Annotated in this window: 14 protein-coding genes; 5 read left to right on the top strand and 9 right to left on the bottom strand. The window is 43.2% G+C overall.

All coding sequences use genetic code 11. The features are described 5' to 3' along the window. Nucleotides 1–7 precede the first annotated feature (7 nt). Nucleotides 8–3,415 carry a glycosyl hydrolase gene (locus AC1DPZ_RS00910; RefSeq protein ID WP_477400590.1) on the top strand — a complete coding sequence of 1,136 codons (3,408 nt, stop codon included), beginning with the start codon at nt 8–10 and terminating at the stop codon, nt 3,413–3,415. A gap of 102 nt (nt 3,416–3,517) precedes the next feature. Next, on the top strand, nt 3,518–5,563 hold the full coding sequence (locus AC1DPZ_RS00905) for an aceric acid hydrolase (protein ID WP_477400589.1): 2,046 nt from the start codon (nt 3,518–3,520) through the stop codon (nt 5,561–5,563). 750 nt (nt 5,564–6,313) lie between these two features. Here AC1DPZ_RS00905 and AC1DPZ_RS00900 read toward each other — a convergent pair. Genes AC1DPZ_RS00900 through AC1DPZ_RS00870 form a run of 7 tightly spaced genes read right to left on the bottom strand, consistent with a single transcriptional unit; the run spans nt 6,314 to nt 15,992 of the window. Beyond that, the gene (locus AC1DPZ_RS00900; RefSeq protein ID WP_477400588.1) at nt 6,314–8,641 is read right to left on the bottom strand and encodes a DUF5703 domain-containing protein; all 2,328 of its coding nucleotides are present in this window, start codon (nt 8,639–8,641) and stop codon (nt 6,314–6,316) included. A 1-nt stretch (nt 8,642) separates the two neighbouring features. Continuing rightward, nucleotides 8,643–10,067, bottom strand: a complete 1,425-nt coding sequence (locus AC1DPZ_RS00895) for a sialate O-acetylesterase (RefSeq protein ID WP_477400587.1) — start codon at nt 10,065–10,067, stop codon at nt 8,643–8,645. A 32-nt stretch (nt 10,068–10,099) separates the two neighbouring features. Next, nucleotides 10,100–11,683, bottom strand: coding sequence for a sodium:solute symporter family protein (locus tag AC1DPZ_RS00890; protein ID WP_477400585.1), 1,584 nt, complete (start codon nt 11,681–11,683; stop codon nt 10,100–10,102). A 12-nt stretch (nt 11,684–11,695) separates the two neighbouring features. Continuing rightward, complete coding sequence (locus tag AC1DPZ_RS00885; RefSeq protein ID WP_477400584.1) at nt 11,696–12,847, bottom strand: four-carbon acid sugar kinase family protein; 1,152 nt, start codon at nt 12,845–12,847, stop codon at nt 11,696–11,698. Next, on the bottom strand, nt 12,844–13,890 hold the full coding sequence (pdxA, locus tag AC1DPZ_RS00880; protein WP_477400583.1) for a 4-hydroxythreonine-4-phosphate dehydrogenase PdxA: 1,047 nt from the start codon (nt 13,888–13,890) through the stop codon (nt 12,844–12,846). Before pdxA ends, AC1DPZ_RS00885 begins: the two co-directional genes overlap by 4 nt. Further along, entirely contained in the window at nt 13,887–14,819 is a 933-nt protein-coding gene (locus tag AC1DPZ_RS00875) for a dihydrodipicolinate synthase family protein (protein WP_477400581.1), read from the bottom strand. Before AC1DPZ_RS00875 ends, pdxA begins: the two co-directional genes overlap by 4 nt. Before the next feature lie 6 nt (nt 14,820–14,825). Beyond that, the gene (locus AC1DPZ_RS00870) at nt 14,826–15,992 is read right to left on the bottom strand and encodes an iron-containing alcohol dehydrogenase (protein ID WP_477400580.1); all 1,167 of its coding nucleotides are present in this window, start codon (nt 15,990–15,992) and stop codon (nt 14,826–14,828) included. Nucleotides 15,993–16,438: 446 nt separating this feature from the next. Between AC1DPZ_RS00870 and fbp the strand changes: the two genes are divergently transcribed. Next, nucleotides 16,439–17,461, top strand: a complete 1,023-nt coding sequence (gene fbp / locus AC1DPZ_RS00865; RefSeq protein WP_477400578.1) for a class 1 fructose-bisphosphatase — start codon at nt 16,439–16,441, stop codon at nt 17,459–17,461. 336 nt (nt 17,462–17,797) lie between these two features. On the opposite strand, the gene AC1DPZ_RS00860 is transcribed toward fbp, so the two are convergent. Beyond that, entirely contained in the window at nt 17,798–18,901 is a 1,104-nt protein-coding gene (locus tag AC1DPZ_RS00860) for a WD40/YVTN/BNR-like repeat-containing protein (RefSeq protein ID WP_477400577.1), read from the bottom strand. 151 nt (nt 18,902–19,052) lie between these two features. On the opposite strand from AC1DPZ_RS00860, the gene AC1DPZ_RS00855 reads away from it, so the two are divergent. Together AC1DPZ_RS00855 and AC1DPZ_RS00850 are read left to right on the top strand one after the other, a co-directional pair. After that, nucleotides 19,053–19,946, top strand: coding sequence for a winged helix-turn-helix domain-containing protein (locus tag AC1DPZ_RS00855; protein ID WP_477400576.1), 894 nt, complete (start codon nt 19,053–19,055; stop codon nt 19,944–19,946). Between the two features lie 262 nt (nt 19,947–20,208). Further along, the gene (locus AC1DPZ_RS00850) at nt 20,209–20,682 is read left to right on the top strand and encodes a MarR family winged helix-turn-helix transcriptional regulator (RefSeq protein ID WP_477400575.1); all 474 of its coding nucleotides are present in this window, start codon (nt 20,209–20,211) and stop codon (nt 20,680–20,682) included. Between the two features lie 622 nt (nt 20,683–21,304). On the opposite strand, the gene AC1DPZ_RS00845 is transcribed toward AC1DPZ_RS00850, so the two are convergent. Next, complete coding sequence (locus AC1DPZ_RS00845) at nt 21,305–22,003, bottom strand: Crp/Fnr family transcriptional regulator (protein WP_477400574.1); 699 nt, start codon at nt 22,001–22,003, stop codon at nt 21,305–21,307. Between the last annotated feature and the right edge of the window lie 4 nt (nt 22,004–22,007).

Raw genomic sequence — 22,007 nt, 5'->3', positions numbered from 1 at the left:
GATGTTTATGAAAAGGTTTATCCTGGTACTTCATACATGTATTTGCTGCATCGCATTGCAGGGCAGGGCCCAGGTGCGGAGTGTTTCCTATACAAAGGACGAATTAAAACAAGCTTTTTTGCACCCCGGCGAGGCCGCGAAACCCTGGGTGTTCTGGTACTGGATGCAGGCAGCAGTAACACGCGAGGGCATCACCGCCGATCTGCAGGCTATGAAGCAGGCAGGCATTGGCGGCGCTTATCTTATGCCAATAAAAGGAGCCGCAAATCCGCCATACTTAACCCCGGCGGTTGAACAGTTAACGCCTGAATGGTGGGCCATGGTGAAATTTACCATGCAGGAAGCCGATAGGATAGGCGTTAAACTGGCTATGCATGATTGTGATGGTTTCGCGCTTGCAGGCGGGCCATGGATCACACCCGAACTGTCTATGCAAAAAGTGGTTTGGTCGAAAGTTAAAGTAGCCGGCGGTAAAGTTTATAGGGATACTATACCAACTCCGTTGCATTACAAAAACTATTATAAGGATATCGAAGTGCTGGCCTATCCTTCTCCGCAGGGTGAGGGCATCAGCAGTTATGATGCACAACCTAAAGTAAGCACCAGTATTGCCGATGCCGATGTTCAATATCTTGCGGAAAAAAACAATAAAAAGAGCTTTACAAGCAATGAGCCCTGTTGGATCCAGCTGGAGTTTCAAAAGCCTTTTACCTGCCGATCACTTGTTATCCATACCGCAGCCAGCAATTACCAGGCAGAGCGGTTGCTTATCGAGGTTAGTAATGATGGTAAAAACTTCCGGTCCTTAGGCAGGCTTAATCCTCCCAGGCATGGCTGGCAGGATGGGGACTCGGAGATCACCAACGGAATTCCTGCTACTACAGCCAAATATTTCAGGTTTATTTATGATAAAGCGGGATCAGAACCCGGTGCCGAGGACCTTGACTTTGCCAAATGGAAGCCAACATTAAAATTATCGGGCATTGAGTTATCGTCGGAAGCGCGGATCCATCAGTATGAAAGTAAAACCGGCGAAGTATTGCGGGTAAGTAAAAGAACCAGTGCAGCACAATTGCCCCCTGAGTTTTGTGTTGATAAAAGCAGGATCATTAACCTCACGGATAAATTGAGCCCCGGTGGTAAACTCGATTGGGACGTACCGGCAGGCGAGTGGACAATATTACGCATAGGCCACACCTCAACAGGCCATACCAACGCTACAGGTGGCGCAGGCAGCGGCTTGGAGTGCGATAAGTTTAATCCTGAAGCCGCCAAAGTACAATTTAACCATTGGTTTGGCGAGGCCATCAGGCAGGGCGGGCCCGATCTTGCAAAAAAGGTTTTAAAGATTTTCCATATCGATAGCTGGGAATGCGGCAGCCAAAACTGGTCGCCCGTTTTTGCCGGGGAGTTTAAAAAACGCCGCGGGTATGATCTGTTGCCTTACCTGCCGGTAATGGCGGGTGTACCGGTGCAAAGCGCCGATATATCTGAAAAGGTATTAAGTGATATAAGGCAAACCGTTGCCGAATTACTGGTTGATAATTTTTACGGCACCATGGCCGGGCTGGCCCATGAAAAAGGCTGCGAATTTACTGCCGAAAGCGTGGCCCCAACCATGGTAAGCGATGGTATGCTGCATTACAGCAAAGCAGATATCCCGATGGGCGAGTTTTGGTTTCGCAGCCCTACGCATGATAAGCCTAATGATATGCTGGATGCGATATCGGGAGGACATATTTATGGTAAAAATATTATCCAGGCCGAGGCATTTACCGAGTTGAGGTTGTTATGGGACGAGCACCCCGCCATGCTGAAAACTATGGCCGACCGCAATTTTGCCCTGGGTATTAACCGCCTGGTGTTCCATGTAAATGTGCATAATCCCTGGCCCGACCGTAAACCGGGGATTACCCTGGATGGCATCGGGGTGTTTTTTCAGCGCGATCAAACCTGGTGGAAACCGGGTAAGGCATGGTTTGACTACCTTCAGCGATGCCAGGCATTATTACAAATGGGCCACCCTGTTACCGATATAGCTGTATTTACCGGTGAAGAAACACCACGCCGGGCTATTTTACCTGATAGACTGGTTGCTACCCTGCCGGGGATCTTTGGAGCAGAAAGAATAAAACAGGAAGCAGAAAGGCTGGCCAACAAAGGCGAACCGATAACAAACAGCATCTCAGATGCCAGCCACTCGGCCAATATGCCTTTGCCCGAAAACTGGATTGATCCTTTACGTGGTTATGCTTATGATTCTTTTAACCGGGATGCGTTGCTGCGTTTGGCCACAGTAAAGAATGGCAGGATTGAGCTTCCCGGTGGTGCAAGCTATGCCATGCTGGTAATTCCGGGCGTGCATCCCATGTCGCCCGATCCGGGTTTAATGTCACCGGAGGTTGTAAAAAAGTTCCAGCAATTGGTTAAGGATGGCGCAACTGTACTGTTTAATAACAAACCTTTAAAGGCAAATGGCATGACCGATGACCAGCAGGTGAAACAAGCGGGTGAAGCATTATGGGCATTGGCTAAATACAAAACCACCCCGGGCAAAGTTTTAATTGGGCCATATAAAGAGGAAACTTTTGATATGATAGGCATACCGCGTGATGTGATCGTTAAAGACGCAGCCGGGAACTACGCTGATGGTATCGCCTGGACACATCGGCTTGCGCCAGATTTTGATATTTACTTTATAGCTAACCAGCAGGAGCAACAACGGACGATTGAATTGTCCCTAAGATCAACAAAAGGTAGCCCCGAACTATGGGATGCTTTAACCGGCGAAAATGTTTTAGCTGCTAATTGGCGGGTAACAAAGGGCCGCACCGTTTTGCCTTTGCAACTCGCGGCAAACGGATCTGTGTTTGTGGTGCTCAAAAAAGGTGCTGCCCCGCTTAAAGTGGTTCAGCATGTTAAAGGCGAAAAGGAAACGCTATTGCAAGCGCTTAAACCACAATGGGAACTTAGTTTCGACCCTAAGTTTGGCGGTCCGGCAGTGCCTGTTATGTTTGATAGGCTGGATAGCTGGCCGGAGCGGCAGGACGAGGGTATTAAGTATTATTCGGGCACGGCAATCTATAAGCAAACTTTTATCACCAGAGGTGCCGTGGCCGAAACATGGCTCGACCTGGGCAGGGTCGCCAACATGGCACAGGTTTATGTAAATGGTATTGATTGCGGCGTGGCCTGGACTTACCCTTACCGGGTAAATATAACCAGGGCAATAAAGCCTGGCACTAACAAGCTAAGCATCGAAGTAACCAATACCTGGGCCAACCGCCTGATGGGCGACCACATCAAACCCGAAAAGGATAGGATTACATGGACAAACGCGCCATACCGTTTAGAAGGGAAAGCTTTGTTGCCTGCCGGTTTATTGGGGCCTGTAAAGCTGGTATCGGTGAGGTAGGAGATCGCCGATCTATTTCGACATACTACATGCAAGGTGTAGAGCATGCAGGTTGAACGCTGGCGACTCGGCAGTATATTAAAAAGGAATAAAATATCGAATATGAAAAATATATGGAAATGTGCGGGGATGATAATGTGCCTTGCCCTAATTGTTAAAACATCCGGCGCACAAAATAAATCGCTTGTTAATACCACCAAAAGCCCCTTTGCTCAATTGAGCAGTGTGGATATGGGTAATGTAACCTGGACGAACGGTTTCTGGGCAGACAGGTTTAAAGTTTGCCGCGATACCATGATCCCCAACCTGTGGCGCGTTTATACCGATCCGAAGATCAGTCACGCTTACCGGAATTTCGAGATAGCCGCAGGGCTGGATACAGGGTCGCATGAAGGGCCGCCCTTTCATGATGGAGATTTTTATAAACTGTTTGAGGCGGTTGCCAGTATGTATGCCTCAACACGCGATGCTAAATTAAATGAGCTGATGGATAAAACCATCACCGTGATTGCTAAAGTACAACGTGCGGATGGCTACATTCATACCCCCACAATTATTGAAGAACGTAAGCAAACCGGTAAGGAAAAAGCTTTTAACGACCGCCTTAATTTTGAAACCTATAACCTGGGCCATTTAATGACCGCTGCCTGCGTACATTACCGGGCTACAGGCAAAACCACCCTGTTAAAAGTGGCTATAAAAGCGACGGATTACCTTTACAAATTCTACAAAACGGCATCGCCAGAACTGGCGCGGAATGCTATTTGTCCGTCGCATTATATGGGGGTGATTGAGATGTACCGCACTACGCGCGATCCCAAATATCTCGAGCTGGCTAAAAGCCTGATCAATATCAGGGGCCTTATGGAGAACGGTACCGATGATAACCAGGACAGGATCCCTTTCAGGCAGCAAACCCAGGCTATGGGCCATGCCGTGCGGGCCAATTACCTTTTTGCCGGCGCTGCTGATGTGTATACAGAAACGGGTGATACAACCCTGATGCATACGTTAAACCTGATGTGGAACGATGTGGTAAACCGCAAAATGTATATAACAGGTGGCTGCGGCTCACTGTACGACGGCGTATCGCCCGATGGTACATCCTATAACCCCAATGATGTTCAGAAAGTGCACCAGGCTTACGGTCGCGATTACCAGCTGCCAAATTTTACCGCGCATAACGAAACCTGCGCCAATATTGGTAATGTATTATGGAACTGGCGGATGCTGCAAATTACCGGCAAAGCCCAATATGCCGATGTGATGGAGCTGGCTTTGTACAATAGTGTACTATCGGGCATCAGTTTAAGCGGGCGGAATTTCCTGTATACTAATCCGCTGAGTTATTCGGATGATTTGCCATTTAGCCAGCGGTGGTCGARAGATAGGGTGGGTTATATCAAACTTTCCAATTGCTGCCCGCCGAATGTGGTACGGACTATAGCCGAGGTGAGTGATTATGCCTATAGTGTATCCGACAAGGGTCTGTGGTTTAACCTGTATGGAGGCAACATCCTATCAGCCAGGTTAAAAGATGGCACTTCAATTAAGCTTACACAAACCACCAATTACCCATGGGATGGTAAAATTACTATCCGTTTGGATGAGGTGCCGGGCGATAAAGCGTTTTCCATTTTTCTGCGGATACCGGGTTGGTGTAAGGGGGCCAGCATTAAAATGGCAGGGCAGCCGGTACCGCAACTGGATACATCGCCAGGGGCGTACACGGAGTTAAAAGCAGTATGGCGAAAAGGCATGGTAATAGAACTTAACCTACCCATGCCGGTAACCATGATGGAAGCTAACCCCCTGGTTGAGGAAACCCGCAACCAGGTAGCCGTGAAACGTGGCCCGGTGGTGTATTGCCTGGAGTCGGCCGATTTGGCCAAAGGGCAAAAATTATTCAATATTGCTTTATCGGCCCAAAACGAACTGAAACCGGAAATGATCGTGATTGATAACAGCAGTATCATGAGCCTTACCGGCAAAGCCGACGTGCGCAACGAGGCCAATTGGAAAAACCAGCTTTACAAGGAAGTATCAACCCCAAAACAAAACGCAGTGGATGTAAGGCTAATCCCTTACTATGCCTGGGGCAACAGGGGCCACGTAGATATGGAAATATGGATTCCGTTGGATAGATAACTTTTGGGTGAAAGGCGAAAGGTAAAAGGCGAAAGGTAAAAGGTTTTTATACAGTTTCGGGAACGGTGATTTAAAACTTGCGAAGTTTTTGAAACTTCGCAAGTTTGGTTGGAGCGTTTTTAAGGGGGGATATCACTTTTAAGAGGAGGCACCTACGGAGCCAAGAAGAAAGAAAGCCGGGCTCCGTAGGTGTCTCCTGTTGTTTTTAAAGATTTCCCTGGTTTTTAAGGCCGGGAAATCGCGTTTAAAATATCTGCATGGCAAATTTTGGCTGAAGCCGCTTTTTGTTTCTTCGCTACCGTCCCATAAATGGGACGGCTATGAATTTTTGGCTGCTTTAAACAGAATCAGTCCGTAATTCATTGCCGTTTGGCTTCAGCCAACGGTTAATTAACAGAAATGAGTTAGGGCTTTAGCCAAAAAGTATTATATTTTTTTTAACACGATTTTCCTGTTTTTAAGGCCGGTAATTTTAAAAATAGCCCGATTTTTTGTAAATTTGTATACCGTCCGGTTTATAGGTTACTCTTTAAAAATAAAATAAGCTTCCGAAGATTAAAAATCTATTTAAGTTATTGATTTTTAAGTATTTAATTAAAATTCATCGGTGCTTGAAAGGTACCCAATAGTGTATCAAAGGTGCATGGAAGGTGTATCAAAAGGTATCTCAAGGGTGCGCGAAAGGAGCATGGAAGGTTATGGTTTAACAGCTGCACCGGGAAGCTTTTTTTCTCCTCTTTCCGGACCTCACTATTCTGCTTTTTGATCTTCAAGCATCAGTATAATATCCTTCTTTCTTTCCTCCGGGATGACCTTTAAATTTTCGACTTTTCCGTTCTTCAAAATGCCTTCAACTGTTGTATTGTAAGGCGCGTGCAACTTAAAGTGCACATCCCAATCCTTTGGCCATGCCGGGAAAAGGTAGATTTTTTTATCGTCAACCTGCATCAGCATTTCCTGCAAACCAATCATGCCCGAGCCTCCCCAATTATGGTCGGGTGTCCAATCGAAACCTGGTCCCCAAAATGCCGGGAAACGCCTACCGGAGTCTTTGAGCTTAAAGGTGGTTAGCTCGGCGGCCTCTTTAGTTAAACCCAACCGGGCTGCAAATATGTTATCCTGTTTCCAACCCACACCACTCCTGAATTTGATGGCAAGGGTGTCATATTTCCAGCTGTTAAGGGCTACGTCTAACCCTGGTTTGCCAATGCCGTGTATACCCCAGGGAAAAACAGTGTAAAATTGGGTGCTCTCTACATTACTCACCCGTTCCCATGACTTTGCGGGAGTTAGAACCTTATGGCCATCAATTTCATTATAAGTAATAGGAGGGATGCGTTTTAAAAAACCGGTTAATTTTAATCGTTCATCTTTGTCTAAATAATTACCGGGCAAAGCCAGCAGGCGCCGGGTAATGGTTTGTAAAGCTGCAATGGTAGAGTTGGAGTTATAGGCCATCTTAAACGTTTCGGCTCCCGATCCCGGGTATAATACCAAATGGCCATCGCCATCCAATGGCTTGCTGCCGCGTTTATGGGCAAGGTACTGGTAATGCTCATCAAAAAATGTTAAACAGCTACCGATAAAGGGAATATACTGGTGGATGTCTTTAACAGCATACCGTTCGGTTTCCAGCATCATGAGGCAAAACTCAAAAACGGTATCCCAAGTATATTCCAGCCATTGGTTGTATTCCAAGCCCTTATCAAAACCAAGGGGACGTTTCCAGTTATACTCGGCGCTGTTGGGCAGTCCGAAATTTTCCAGTTGCTCGGTAAAAGCTGCCCCTTTATGCCCCCAGTAAACCTGGCTGCGCAGTTCGGCATTATGTAAGGATCGCAGGTAGAAATCGAACTGCGGTTTCATCATATCGATGTCGCCGCTTTTAAGCATCGGGAAATAAACCAGCCGCTGGTTTTGGGCTGTCATCAAACCACCGCCCCAGTTACGAAAATCGGGGGTGTAATTGGTTTTTTCACTTACAAAAACCGGGTCGTAGGTGAATAGTCCGCCATTAAATTTTGTAGGATATTGCCCGTAAGCATTGCAGCCGAGCATATACCTGAACAACTGGTAATTTTTGCCGGTTTGCCATGCGGCCGTGTCCTGGTTGTTTTTAGGGTTGATGTAGATAAAGCTTCTGCCCCAATATTGCTGCCACCAATTGGCTGTTTGCCGCCAGGCGGTTTTGTGATGGGCATCGGCTTCAAGTATGCGTTTTTGCAGGGTGTTTTGCCATTCGGAAACAGCTGCTGTTTGTGTGGTATTAAGATAAATAGCTATGCTTTGGGTACGGGCAGGATTAATGCTTTGCAGTTTCCAGCCCTCAAAATCAGTATCCATGTACTTACCACTATAAGTGCCGGCGGCTTTAAGGTTTTTGCCAAGGATTAAACCGCCGAAAGTGAGATTTTTAAGCGGGTTAAACAGCTGGTCTTTCACCGCATCCATACCCTGCTGCTTCACCGTTACATCAAATATGGTAGAATCAAGGTTATGATGGTAAAAAAGGATCCCACCATCCCGGAAAGCGATTGAATCCTTTAGCGTTTTAACATTACCATGCGCACCAAATTTCCAGGAGCCCTGGTTGTTTTCGACACCTTTTACAGGTCTGTCTTTATATCGCCAGCTTTCAAAGGCGGCCTCTGTTTTTATGACTTTATTGCTGTTGATCTCCAGGTGGATCACCGGCCGGTATACATCAACCCAAAGCTTAATCTCTGCGTTGATACTGCCATTTTTCCCTGTAACAAGTACCGCTCCGTTTTGCAGCGTTAACCGTTGTTTAAATTCGGTACCATTAAAAGGATTTGGGGAGAGCTTTACCCTTACACGGCCAGGTTTGAGCATGGCATTATTTTCATCAAACGTACCGCTGCGGGCTATGTAAAAAAACAGTTCGCCTTTTTCAACCCATACATTTAAGCCTATATCACCACCGCCACAAGGCATAGATTGGCCTGAATTTTGGCTTTGGCTGGTCCAGGTAACATTATATTGCTCAATACCTTTATCGGTTTGCGCAAAGGCAACATCGCCCCATAATATAAATATAAACAGCCACAGGTTTTTCATATTACCAATCGTCGGTCCTGAAGGAAGATACAGGCAGTCCATTGGTTCCAAAGAGATCGCCGGTTACAAAATCGTTGAAAGCATAACGCACAGCAACAGGTTCTTTTACCAGTGGAGATGAAACCACAATGGTACTGCCCGAAATAGCGGCCTGCGCCGGGTAAAATCTTTTGTCTTTCCCGGCAATTTCAAAGTATTGGAGCGGTTTGTTGTATGCTGTAAGGCCATTTTCGGCATGCTCAAACCTGATAGTGGCTCTGTTGCCTTCAATGGTCATGGTCTTATACAGCGGACTTGCATAGTCGAAGCCGGTGATGCCATATGTTTGGGCAAGGGCAAGATAAGCCAGGCGCGTACCGGCCGGTTCTTTCCGCGAAGGGTGAATGGTTGCCTGGTCGCCCACATCAAGCAGTACGGCCATACCGCTATTGGGGATTATATTTAACGATTTTCGCTGGGCATCGCGCAGGTAAGCCGAGTTGTATTTGCCGCCTGAATTGTACGGTGGAAGCTGGGTATAATCATAGGGCGCTATCTGTACATAATAAAAAGGAAAATCGTCTTGCTGCCATAATTCGCGCCAGCGCTTCACCATGGCCGGGAAGAGTTTTTCATACTGATCGGGGCGTTCGTAGTTTGATTCGCCCTGGTACCAGATACAGCCTTTAATGCCATAACCAATTACCGGGTTAAGCATGCCATTAAACAGCGTTGTTGGCGTGCGCGATACCGCTTTAATGGAGTCTGTTTTGGCTGGGATCTTTATTTCGGGAAAGTCTTTTAATCCTTCAGCATCCATCCAGGCTTCTGCGCTTGAGCCTCCATAGCAATCGCTGATAAGGCCGATGGGGATATGCAGTATATCATTAAGCAGGCGGCCAAAATAATAGCCCGTGGCGCTGAAATTAGCCACAAACTCCGGCAGGGCCACATGCCATTCGGACGGTTTACTGTTTTCCTGTGCTTCGGTTACAGATGAACGGGGAACTGTGTAGATATGAATATTACTGTTTGCCGATCTTAATATGGCATCAACCGAACCGCTGATAGGCTGGCTTTTATAACCCTTCATCGGGATCTCCATATTTGACTGCCCTGTACAAAGCCAAACTTCGCCAATAAGTACATTTTCGAGCTTGATAGTATTGCCATCACTGATAGATACAGTATACGGACCTCCATATACTGGGGTCGAAATTTTTACCATCCATTTACCCATTGCATTTGCCCTGGTTTTATAGCTTTTTTTATTCCAGGAAGTGCTTACTGTTATACTGGAACCGGCTTTGTCCCACCCCCAGATGGGTACATTACTTTGCTGCTGCAATACCATATTGCTGGTAAACAAGGAAGCCAATTTTACCTGCGCGTTCGCAGGTGCATATAAAAATAAGATAGGGGCAAACAGGATGATTAATTTCTTCATTCGTTTTTTTTATAGAGTGCCGGTCAACAATCTCAAATTGTAACCTCATGTTGCTCACCGATCTTACCGGCGCGTTTAGCTTCGAGCCAGCCGCTGAAAAGCAGGTTTTTGTTGATATTAGGTTTTGGCCAAAACAGGCTGGCTACCGATCCAACAATGATCACAACCAGGTGACTGTAAACACCCAGCATGTATTTATGCTGATTAAAGTTGTATTCTTCCAAATCGAGCAGGATGTGCTTTTGATCACCTAAACCAATTTTGGTAGATGTTAAAAAGGCATAAGCCGTAAATACGATACAGGCGGCTATCCCAATATTAAGTCCCTGCCGGTTGGCACGGCTGCTAAACAATCCTAACAGGAATATACCCGCAATCCCTCCAGAAAATATGGCATATAAGGTGAATACGATACCTAAAGCCCCCTCATCACCTGCAAGCAGGTAAAGCGAGGCAATCATTATAGCGCCTATACCTGCAATTACTACTATCCACCTGCCCGCTTTAAGGTATTCTTTATCAGTTTTATTTGGCCTGAACTTTTTGTAATAATCTTCAACCCCAATTGCCGAAAGACAGTTCAGATCGGCGCCAAGACTTGATATGGCAGCTGATATTAACGCAGCCAAAATAAGGCCAACTACGCCTGTAGGCAGTTTGCTCATAATAAAATAAGGGAAAACCGCATCGGCTTTAATGCCTGCAGGTAAGGGGTTTTGCTGGTAAAAAGCAAACAAAGCGGTACCGATAAACATAAAAAGCGCCCATAACGGAACCGTAAGGGCTACACCCATTATGGAGGCGCGGATGGCTGCCTTATCTGTTTTGGCCGTCAGGTAGCGCTGCACCATGGTTTGATCGGTGCCGTATTTTTGTATGGCATAAAACACCCCGTTAATGGCCATTACTATGAAAGTGAGCTTTTTGAAATCCCAGGTGTAGGGGCCAAAATTGTTTTTATGATTGATACTGGCAATATGCCAAAGCTCGGGCAGGCCGCCTTTTATAGAACAGATGAGTATAATAAATGATACTATGCCGCCACCTATCAGCAGGAAACCCTGTACCACATCAGCCCAGATCACAGCCTCAATACCGCCAATGAGGGTGATAACGATAATGACAAATCCTATGATCCAGATAATGGCGTAGGTATTGGTATCTGTCATATTAGCGAGGGCGAGGGCGAGTAGGAAAAATACCGTGCCCATTTTTGAAAAATGGGTTAATACAAAGCTTATTGAGCTATAAAAACGGGCAAAAGTGCCAAAACGTTTTTCGAAATATTCATAAGTGCTTACCCCGATAACTTCGCGGTAAAGTGGCACAATAAACCATACTATTAAAAGCAATACTATGGGCACCATTAAACCCTGTACAAGCAGGATCCAGTTTGATGAAAAACCTTCCCCGGGGTAGGCCAGGAATGTTACACTACTGATGAGCGTAGCCATAAGCGACATGCCAATTGCCCAGGCGGGTATTGAGCCGCGCGATACAAAGTATTTTTTGGTTGAATTTTGTCCTTTTGAAAATCTTATGCCTATGGTTAATGAAATGGCCAGCGCTAATGCTATAATAATATAATCTGCCAGGTGCAGGGTTTCATGTTTCATAATCAGGTATAATTAATTGGTTACCCAAACCGCGGCAGGCCATTCATAGCTGCCGGGCTTTAAAGTTACATATAATTGGGTATCACCAGGTACGTTCATACGGATAACACCCGGAGCTAACTGGTTAACAGGATACATTTTTTTAAAATTTAACTGGCTTAAAACCGACCATGCAGTTGCACCGCCTTCAATTAACAGTTCATTTAGCGTAGTATATTGGATCACCTGTTTTACAATGGTGGCTATTTTATTACTTAGTAAAACGGGATCGATTTTTATACCACTGATAGAATCAGGATTTATGGCGATGATAGCATTATTTTGCTGAATAATACTTCTGGCAACGTGACTTGCAAACAGATAAATTATTTGCTTGTCATCATCTTCGCTGCAAACGATGGCGGCCGGTACATAATGTACAGCTATATTGTTCAGGAGGCCATTATTAACCGCAAGTTTGCCCTGGTAAAATGTGCTGCCAAATACAAACAAACGCCGGCCTGGCAAGCCTGGATATGAATAACCGGCCGGTTGTGCAGAGAACAGGTGCTGAAGCAGGTTGTTAAATAAACCTGATGCACCGGCTAAAAGTGTATCGCCATCAGCTTGTTCAACCCAATAGTTTAAATCAATTTCATCAAATACCTCACCAACCATAATGCCGGTTTCCGGTAATTCTTCCCCGGTTTTTAATAAGTTTATAGGGTTGGCTGCCCTAAGCATTTCTTTAACATTTGATGTTATTGCCGGAAATGCAGGATCATTGGCATAATCGCTAAGGTGTATCGGCTCATTTTTATAATAATAAATACCGTCAACAATCTTTTTTTCATGTAATGGATTGCCCGGGATAATTAATGTCCTTTTTAATCCGGATACCGCTAACTGGCTTTCAATTTCATTTAAAATATGCCCGCGTAAAACAGAATCTATCTTTTTAAAAATGAGCCTGGGTTTAAGCGACATCAATTGAATGGTTAGTTCCGCCATGATGTGCATGGCTTCAGCTTCGGGTAATGAACGTGTATTGGTTGCAATGATAAGCAGGTCGGCATTACAGTTTGAATCAATAACGGTACTAACCTCGGTTTTTAGCTTATAACCAAGTCCAATACCAGCAAGTTCTGCTGCTCCTGTTAAATCATCTGCAATTACGGCTATCATGCGTTTTGCATTATCCTGTTTTTACTAAGCTGTATGGCCGATTCAATAGCCAGTATCATTGCATCGCTACTGGCTACTCCCTTTCCTGCTATTTCGAAGGCCGTACCATGATCAACCGAAGTGCGTATAATAGGCAGCCCCATGGTAATATTCACTCCTTTTACACTATCCATCTGTTGTTTTTGCGCATTCCATTTAAAGCCGGTAAGCTTAAAGGGGATATGCCCCTGGTCGTGATACATGGCCACTACGCCGCCGTAATATCCTGTTGAAGCTTTTGAAAATAGCGTATCGGCAGGTACAGGACCCTCTACGTCATAACCTGCCTTAAGCGCTTCCTGTACGGCAGGCAGTATTTCCTGGTCATCCTCCGTGCCAAACAAGCCGGAATCGCCCGCGTGAGGGTTAAGACCGGCAATGCCTATTTTGAGGTTGGTTTCACCCAATTGAATCAAGCCATTATGTAGCAGTTCAATTACCTGTACTATGCGGTCTTTTTTTACCAGGTCGCAAGCCTGCCTTAGCGATACATGGGTTGAAACGTGGATCACTTTCATGTTATCCTCAACCAGCAGCATGGCGTATTTTTTAGTACCTGTAAAATGCGCGTATATTTCTGTGTGGCCCGCAAAATGATGCCCRGCCTCGTTTACTGATTTTTTATTGATGGGCCCGGTAACGGTGGCATCAACCTCACCTGCAAGGGCAAGATCAATCACTTTTTTTACGGCCTCAAAAGACGCGTTACCGGCCATTGCCGATATTTCGCCAAAACGGAGTTGACTCATATCAACATTTTGAAGGTCATACACATCGGGTTCGCCGTAAATAAAGGCGGCATCCTTTATACTTTTTATAGGGTTGATGGTGGCTTGCATGCCAAGCCTTTTAACAATATCATTAAAAACAGCGGCATCGCCAATAATTACAGGGCTGCATATATCAAACAATCGTTTGGTAAGCAGGGCCTTTATAGCTATTTCGGGCCCTATACTTGCCGGATCGCCCATAGTGATGCCTATAATTGGTTTTTTATTGATCATTGGTAAATTGGTAGATTAAGATTTTCGCGGGTAACTATGTTTTGCAAGTCCTGTTGTAATTGAGCGGCACTTGCTTCTGATACCGGTTGTAAAGGCGGCATCATGTATGGCTGGCAAAGGCCGGCACTTTGCATTAATGATTTTAATGCGGCCAGTGAACCGCCCAACAGACGCTTGCCCTGGTACAGATCGCCAATTAAGTTTGAATGTTTTTGTAAAAGCAGCGCGGCTGGCTCGTTATTATTGTCGGCAGCTACAATCATCTTATAGTAAATATCCGGAAACAGGTTGCCGGTGCTTGGTACAAGCCCATCGCCCCCGGTGAACAGGGCATGTGCAGATTGTGCCCCCCATCCTAAAAAGTGGCTGAAATCGGGCCTTTTAGCCCATAAACTGAGCGACTGCTTTAACCGTTCATAATTGCGTTCAGAGTCTTTTGTACCTACTATATTTTCATGATGGCTTAACTCATTAAGTAAATTTAACTGTATAGATACATTGGTTGTAGCTGGTATATTATAAATAATAAGCGGCAACGGAATGTTACTGGCCAGGGTTTCAAAGTAATCTTTTATTTCGGCCTCCGTTAATGTGAAATAGGTTGGCACGTGTGCTACCACTACATCAACCCCCTCATCGGCGCATTGCCTGGCCATTTCAATTGAATCGGTTACGCAATTTGATGATATGCCTGCATACAGTAGTTTATGGGGTTGCTTAAGTCTTGCGGCCAGCTTTATGAAGTCGTGTTTAACATCATTTGGCAATGATGGAGATTCGCCCGTAGTACCCAATATAAAGGGAACACCTCCATAATTGAAAATATTGTCAAAAATTTTCTCAACAGCTTCATGATCCAGCTTGTGATTTTCGGTTAAGGGGGTTATTGACGGTACCACTAAACCGTTGTATTTCTTTTTTATTTTCATTTTATTTCAATAAKCTGCTTCATAAATACTTATAGCATCTTTAAAAGCTATTGTACGTGGGTTATTTTTAAGTAATCGTGTAATTTTCATTGCATCAGTGGCCATTATTGGTATAGCAGCTCTATCTATGCCTGCTTCGCTCAGCCCTCCGGGGATGCCACATTGTTTTAACAGGTAGCGGACTTTTTCGACACCGGCGTAGGCGGTTTCAATGTCACTATCAAAGCTGTTACAGCCGAGTGCTCGGGCCACATTTGCATAACGGGCAGGAGCAGCCGGTATATTAAACTTCATTACATGTGGTAAAAGCAAAGCGTTTGACAGGCCATGTGCTAAATGAAACATACTGCCTAAAGGATAGGAGAGTGCATGTACCCCTGCTGTATTTACCGGCCCTAAACAAAAACCGCCCAGCATACTGCCAATGGCCAGTTGAGTGCGGGCAATTTCATCGGTCCCGTTCTTAACCGCTTTTACAAGGTTGCCCGCAATAAGCCGCATGCCTTCATAAGCATACATATCAATAAATGAATGTCCAAATATGTTTGTATAAGCCTCAAGGCAATGTGTAAGCGCGTCAAGCCCGGTGGCGGCTGTAACATCAGGCGGCAGGTTAAATGTTAATGACGGATCAATTATTACCGTATCCGGAATAAGGTATGGACTTATAACTGCCTTTTTTTGATTGTCGGCATCATCAATGAGTATGGCATTTGGCGATACCTCGCTGCCTGTGCCAGCGGTTGTTGGTACACAAATTAATTTTATACTGCGGTTTTTAAGCAGGCCAATACCGGCAATGTCGCTTAGGCTTTGGTCGTTATTAATTTGAGCGGCTAGTAATTTTGCAATATCAAGTACACTGCCACCGCCAATACCAATAACTACATCAATAGGACTACCTGCTACAGACTTTAATAAAATATCAAGATCATCGTATGATGGTTCCTGTATAACAGAGGTGTTTACCAGGATATTAATACCCTGTTGCTTTAGTTGTTGTATAAGCGGGTTAAGCCTGGTTAAAAGAGGATTTATAGTAATTATTAATACATTGGTATACCCGGCACCAACAATTTCGTCTTCCAGTTTCAGGATAGAATTTGTTCCGATAATAATTTGTGCCGGGAATCTTATCGTAATATCCCGAAAGGCAGTATTTGTTTGTATCATTTAATAGATATACGCTGTTTAAAATTGAACACCACTTTGCCAGGAAAAAATAATGAGTTCGGTTGCTTAGTTGGTATAGACAAAGATGTGTAAAGACGTATATGGTTTTTACCTATCTGTTATCAAATTATTGTACGATATTATCTAAAGAGTTACCGCCTTTTATGATGAAAAGAAGTATAATAATTAAGCTTTAAGTATAAATATCTACGTCAAGGTTATATTAACAGGGCATACAGTGTTTAAAACCTTAAGACAGTGCATGACAGTTAGGGGATACAGCCCAACTACCTTAGTAAAAAGGGATTTGGATAATAACCGGCTATAATTGGCCCGTACAAACAGGCACCATAAACCTGCCTGGTATTTAAAAATCACCTTTTGATACCTTATAAACCACTTTGCTCCGATGCAAAGGTTATGTTAACAAACCAGTAAATATTTATATGAAAGCAGTAAAAACGTTAGGACAATTTATTATAGAGAAACAAAGTCATTTCCCGTATGCAAAAGGGGAGCTTTCCAGGCTTTTGCGGGATATTGGTATTGCTGCAAAAATTGTTAACCGTGAAATAAATAAAGCCGGCCTTATGGATATTATTGGTGAAACCGGCGAAACCAATACACACGGCGAACAGCAAAAGAAAATGGATATTTATGCCAACGAGCAATTTATTGCGGCCCTTAAAAGTGGGGGCGAATGCTGCATTGTTGTATCAGAGGAAAATGAAGAACATGTATATATTGACTCAGACATATCAAAAAATGCCAAATATATAGTGGCTATTGATCCTTTGGATGGCTCATCAAATATTGATGTAAATGTGAGCGTAGGAACTATATTCTCTATCTATCGCAGAAAGTCAAACGCCGGAAAAGCTACGCTTGATGATGTTTTACAAAACGGAACCGAACAGGTTGCAGCCGGGTATGTAATATACGGTTCATCAACCATGCTTGTTTATACCACGGGGAAGGGTGTTAATGGTTTTACACTCGATCCCTCCATAGGGGAGTTTTGCCTGTCGCACCCGGAAATGAGTATTCCTAAAGAAGGCAACACTTATTCAATAAATGAAGGTTATTATATGCATTTGCCGGCCGGGGTAAAAAAATATATAAAATATTGCCAGGTGGAGGATGATGAAACCAACCGGCCATATACCTCAAGATATACCGGTTCGATGATTGCCGATGTTCATCGTAGTTTAATTAAAGGGGGCATATTTATATATCCAACTACCTCAAAATATAAAAACGGAAAGCTGCGCCTGGTTTATGAATGTAACCCAATGGCATTTATAGTTGAGCAGGCCGGGGGGATAGCCTCAAATGGCTATGAAAGAATACTTGAGTTAGAAGTGGAGGAGCTTCACCAACGTTCGGCTATTTTTATTGGTTCAGAACAGATGGTGGAAAAAGCACAAGAGTTTATGAGGTCTTTTTCACCTCAAATAGTTAATGTTTAATTAAAAAGGGGAGGCGAGGCCTGGCGGGCGGCACCTTGCTGCAATAAATATTTTACCATGCACAAATGCCCGGGTAATGATAAACCGCGATTCTGGCCTGGAATCGCGGTCTTATTCATTCGGGTGCGGTTAACTGAGCGCTTCCCGAACTATTTTATGGATGAGTTGAAGCGCTGTATGCTTGGACCACGACCACCGAAGAAAAATGGAGCAATAATTAAAATTAGGTAGGTGATTGTTAGCTTGTTGTTCATACTACAGAAATGATATTGATTAATAATAATTACCACATGATTTAAAATCAGCGATACACATTATTTCTGAGTTTGGATTTTTTTAACATCCTTTATTTGGTGTGACATAAATCACGTTGCCTGAAACAGATAAATTGAAGCCATAATTTTCTATAGCAGGAAGTAACAGTTTTTTCCATGTTTTGCCCATGTCTGATGACCGGAATATACCATCTGAGCGGCCACATATTAAATATTTACCCATTTGCTTAATTGATAAAATATCCGATGAAGATTTAAGTAAGCCTATTTTTTTCATTAATAAACTATTCCAGGAAGGTTGAAGTTCTTCGCCTATGGCATTCCAGGTTTTTCCACTATCCAGTGAAATGTGCATGCTGTTTGTTTGGGTTATTGTGTTGTAGACTATAGCAGCAAATCCTCCATCTATACGTTCCACAGCGATGCCAACACCCCCTTCGCTAATCACACTATCCCAGTTTTGACCATCATCGGTCGATCTTAATATTCCATCTTTGCTGGTACTCAGGAGTACACCGTTTGACTCTGCCAATTTCATTCTACCGTCTCCAACGTGCACTTGTTTCCAGGTTTTTCCACTGTTAGTGGATCTAAAAAGGCTGGTGTTGGAGCCAATGAAAACTGTGCCTCCGGCAGTTTCAAAAACGGTGCGTACTTCTCTCTCCTTATAATTCTTGTACATCCAATCTATCGTTCTGTCTATGCGTACGGCTTGCTCTTGAAAATCCGTGTACATGGGTGACCAATTATTTGTTCCGTTTATTTTTTGTAAAAATTGACCCCTGAAATCATATGCGAGTATCCCATTCTTGCCAGGGGCAATGTTACGTTGTTTACCAGGGAAAATTTCTTTTGTCCAAAAAGGAGTTGTGGAATTTGGTTCACTGTGATAAACCCCATTTCCAGCACGTAAATATAGCCCACGGTCATTTGCAAATAAACCATCTCTCCACACACCTTCTCTCTGCAATTTTTCAGGCAGTCCTTCGCTTATGTCCTGCCATGTTTGTCCGCCATCAGCAGATTTAAAAATGATGTTGACAATCGCCGATGATTTGCCTTCTTTTATTGGTTTCTTTTTTGCTTCCTTTTCTTTTAACACAAAAGAATTTAGTAGAAATAATACCAGGAAGATAGCCGGAACAAATACAAATAATCTTTTCATTTTTTTAAATTTTAAGTAAAACATAGAACGTTTCTTTTATTTTTCATAACCTATCAGAATTGATGCAGCAAAATTACTTTGATATATTTCAGCGTGGAGAGCTTTAATTGTAAATAAAAATGTAAACTTTGTAAAATAAAATCTTGACACTATGTTAGATAGCAGAATTCTCATATCCGGGAAACGCAAGTACCTGTTCGGAGTGATAATACTCTCGTTTATCTCTGTAATCTGCGCGGCTTTCAGTATGACCGGCAGTGACGATTTTGATATCGCCAGAAGGGAAGTTTTGCTCCGCAGGATAGGGCATGAACTGCTTTTACAGTCGGGCGACCGTACATCAAGAGTTCTTCCGGTAAAAAAGATCGCCGAAAACGAATACCAGATCGGGTTTGAGAATGAGCTCACTTTTCAACCGGACTCCCTGGTAAATACTACCGGGCGTTTGTTAGCCAAAGACCCGTTAACACGTGATTATGTTGTTAACGTTCTGAACTGCGGCAACTCCACTGTAGCTTATGGATTCGCTATATCCAAAAATAAAAAAGATGATATTGTAGCATGCAGAGGAAGAGTGCAACCCAGAGCATGTTACATGATCAACATTAAATTTAAACCGACGGGCATAACCGCAGCAAAGAATGGATATCTTCTGGGCAGCCTGCCATTTTTAGCATTTGTTGGTTTTGTTTTTTTTAGATCGTTTAAACCGCGAAGAGCTTTACCTGAGGATGGTCAGAATACGAGCATGATCACTTTGGGCTCAGTTTTGTTTGATGCGAAGAATCGGAAGCTCATCATAAATGGTAAGACGATAGACCTGACCGGAACTGAAACCCGTCTGCTGCTTATTTTCGCGTTGTCTCCTAACGAAACTATAGAGCGAAGCCGGTTGCAAAAAGAGATATGGGAAGATGAAGGTGTTATAGTAGGCCGCAGCCTGGATATGTTCATATCAAAACTTAGAAAAAAATTGGAAATTGATCCGAATAGCAAAATTGTTGTTATACGCGGCAAAGGATATAAGCTTGAGATCAGATCATAAGAAAGCTTAATCCACTTTAGCTTTGTCTGTTCTAACTGTAAGTGATTATATCCGTTTTTTCTGAAAGTTAATATATTGCTCGGTGCACCCGCCTGGGTGCTTCCCTAACCGCTTATGCACGATTTGATGATATAAGCCTTGCCGGAAATATAAAATAACCCTGAAAAGTTTTTTGAGTTTTATGAAAAAATGATTTGAATAAATGTTCAGTTTATTATCTTTGTAACTAAGATACTTATATTATAAGATAAATGATTAGTCTATGAAGAGGGAATTAGACAAACGGGATATACAAGCAATTTCCGATATGGGAAGGCAGTTCTCAGACATTACTATCGCAATGCACGAAGCAATTGCCCATAGTGCAGGTTTGTCTGGAACAGATCATAAATATTTAGGGATTTTAATAAGAAATGGTTCTATGTCAGCGGGCGACCTATCGAAAATTACAGGCTTAACTACAGGCGCCGTAACAGGAGTAATAGATCGGCTTGAAAGAAACAATTTGGTAAAAAGAGAATTTGACAAGCATGATCGAAGAAAAATTATAATAGTACCTAATACTCAAACTGCAATGAAGCTATTGGGTGGACCATTTTCAGATTTACAAAAAAAGATGGTAAGCATGATTTCAAAATTAAAAGAAAACGAAATTGAAATTATAGAAAGATATATGCTTTCAGCGATGGAAATAATGAAGGAAGTGACAGACAATTTAAATAAATCTAAAAAATAGGAATATGGATAGTATAACATCAAATTACTTGTTAAGGGCAGAAATTTGGCTTTTTGTTACTACACTTATTTACTTCTTAATGAATGGCGCTCAAATATTTGAGACAATAGTTATCGTCCCAAAATGGACGGCATCACCACCTGATTCATTCCAAATATTCAAGGGCAAATATGGACTCGACTTTAAACTCTTTTGGATAGTATTACATTCCATTCACGAAATAACTTTTATTCTTGCAATTATATTTTGTTGGAAATTAGACTTAATCAGAAATTGGCTTTTAATATTATTTGCAGTGCATTTTGTTGTCAGAGTATGGASATTACTATATTTTGCGCCTAATATTATTGATTTTCAGAAGATTGCAAACGCCTCTTCCGTAAGAACTGATTTATTAAATAAAACTATGCTTTGGAAGAGTTTGAATTATGTAAGGGTTGGTTTATTTATTCTGGTATCAATTGGACTTATCCCATTGTGCGTTAAATTAATGACCTTCACTCTTAATTGAATTCAAACCAAAACAGCTTCCTTGTTATACTTTGCCTTGTAATCCAAAGGAGTCAGGTCCGTTAGTTTTTTAAAAAAGGGAAAAACGTAATGTATAATTTAAACAAAGCGGCTATTTGATTTTTAAATCCAGGGTCATTTCCATCAAAGCGTTTTCATTTGTGATGCTAAGATTTTTGCCCTTAACTTCTATCAGGTTATTACGGATAAAGTCGTTTGTGACTTTGAATAGTGTTTCATAAGAAACAGCCGCAAAGGAAGATAGATCCTGTCGGGAAAGCTCAATATTTAGCGCGCCGGTATCATCAACCCCAAACTGCTTTTTTAAAGTAAGCAGGGCTAATGCAATACGTTCTTTCACGGGCATATGAACCAAATTTCGCATTCGTTTTTCAGATTCCTGGAGTTCATTGGCAAAAAACTTCATCAGCGAATAAGTAAGCTTCGGGTTCATATTCAATGAAGATTCGAAGAACGGCAATTCAATAAAACAAACCGTTGCAGGTTCAATCGCTGTTGTCGACACCGGGTATACCGGCTCATTCCCTAAACCTAAATGACCCAGAATATCTCCTGGTTTTGCAAACCGAAGTATGATCTCTTTATCGGCATCCCAGCGTTTATGTACCTTTACCTTACCCGAGAAAATAAAATAGATCCCGGTAACCGAATCGCCTTCGCTAAAAATCCGCTGCCCCTTTTTAATCGTGAAGTTTTTCTTATGAACAGCGATAGCTGGTCTCCAATCCCCGGCGCAGTGCGTACACAGATAGCAGCTGGTTAAGTCGCAACCGTTTTTTGTTTCCTTCATTCAG

It is taken from the genome of Mucilaginibacter sp. P4_G9, from assembly GCF_056400985.1.
The sequence above is the reverse complement of the archived record's forward strand: the minus strand, read 5'-3'. Positions and strand labels throughout refer to the sequence as shown.

Excerpts from the sequence above, each read along its gene's own strand:
- AC1DPZ_RS00855 (WP_477400576.1), top strand. The coding sequence starts at position 19,053 with ATGTTAGATAGCAGAATTCTCATATCCGGGAAACGCAAGTACCTGTTC.
- AC1DPZ_RS00895 (WP_477400587.1), bottom strand. The coding sequence starts at position 10,067 with ATGAAGAAATTAATCATCCTGTTTGCCCCTATCTTATTTTTATATGCA.
- AC1DPZ_RS00890 (WP_477400585.1), bottom strand. The coding sequence starts at position 11,683 with ATGAAACATGAAACCCTGCACCTGGCAGATTATATTATTATAGCATTA.
- AC1DPZ_RS00885 (WP_477400584.1), bottom strand. The coding sequence starts at position 12,847 with ATGATAGCCGTAATTGCAGATGATTTAACAGGAGCAGCAGAACTTGCT.
- AC1DPZ_RS00900 (WP_477400588.1), bottom strand. The coding sequence starts at position 8,641 with ATGAAAAACCTGTGGCTGTTTATATTTATATTATGGGGCGATGTTGCC.
- AC1DPZ_RS00845 (WP_477400574.1), bottom strand. The coding sequence starts at position 22,003 with ATGAAGGAAACAAAAAACGGTTGCGACTTAACCAGCTGCTATCTGTGT.
- fbp (WP_477400578.1), top strand. The coding sequence starts at position 16,439 with ATGAAAGCAGTAAAAACGTTAGGACAATTTATTATAGAGAAACAAAGT.
- AC1DPZ_RS00850 (WP_477400575.1), top strand. The coding sequence starts at position 20,209 with ATGAAGAGGGAATTAGACAAACGGGATATACAAGCAATTTCCGATATG.
- AC1DPZ_RS00860 (WP_477400577.1), bottom strand. The coding sequence starts at position 18,901 with ATGAAAAGATTATTTGTATTTGTTCCGGCTATCTTCCTGGTATTATTT.
- AC1DPZ_RS00910 (WP_477400590.1), top strand. The coding sequence starts at position 8 with ATGAAAAGGTTTATCCTGGTACTTCATACATGTATTTGCTGCATCGCA.
- AC1DPZ_RS00875 (WP_477400581.1), bottom strand. The coding sequence starts at position 14,819 with ATGAAAATAAAAAAGAAATACAACGGTTTAGTGGTACCGTCAATAACC.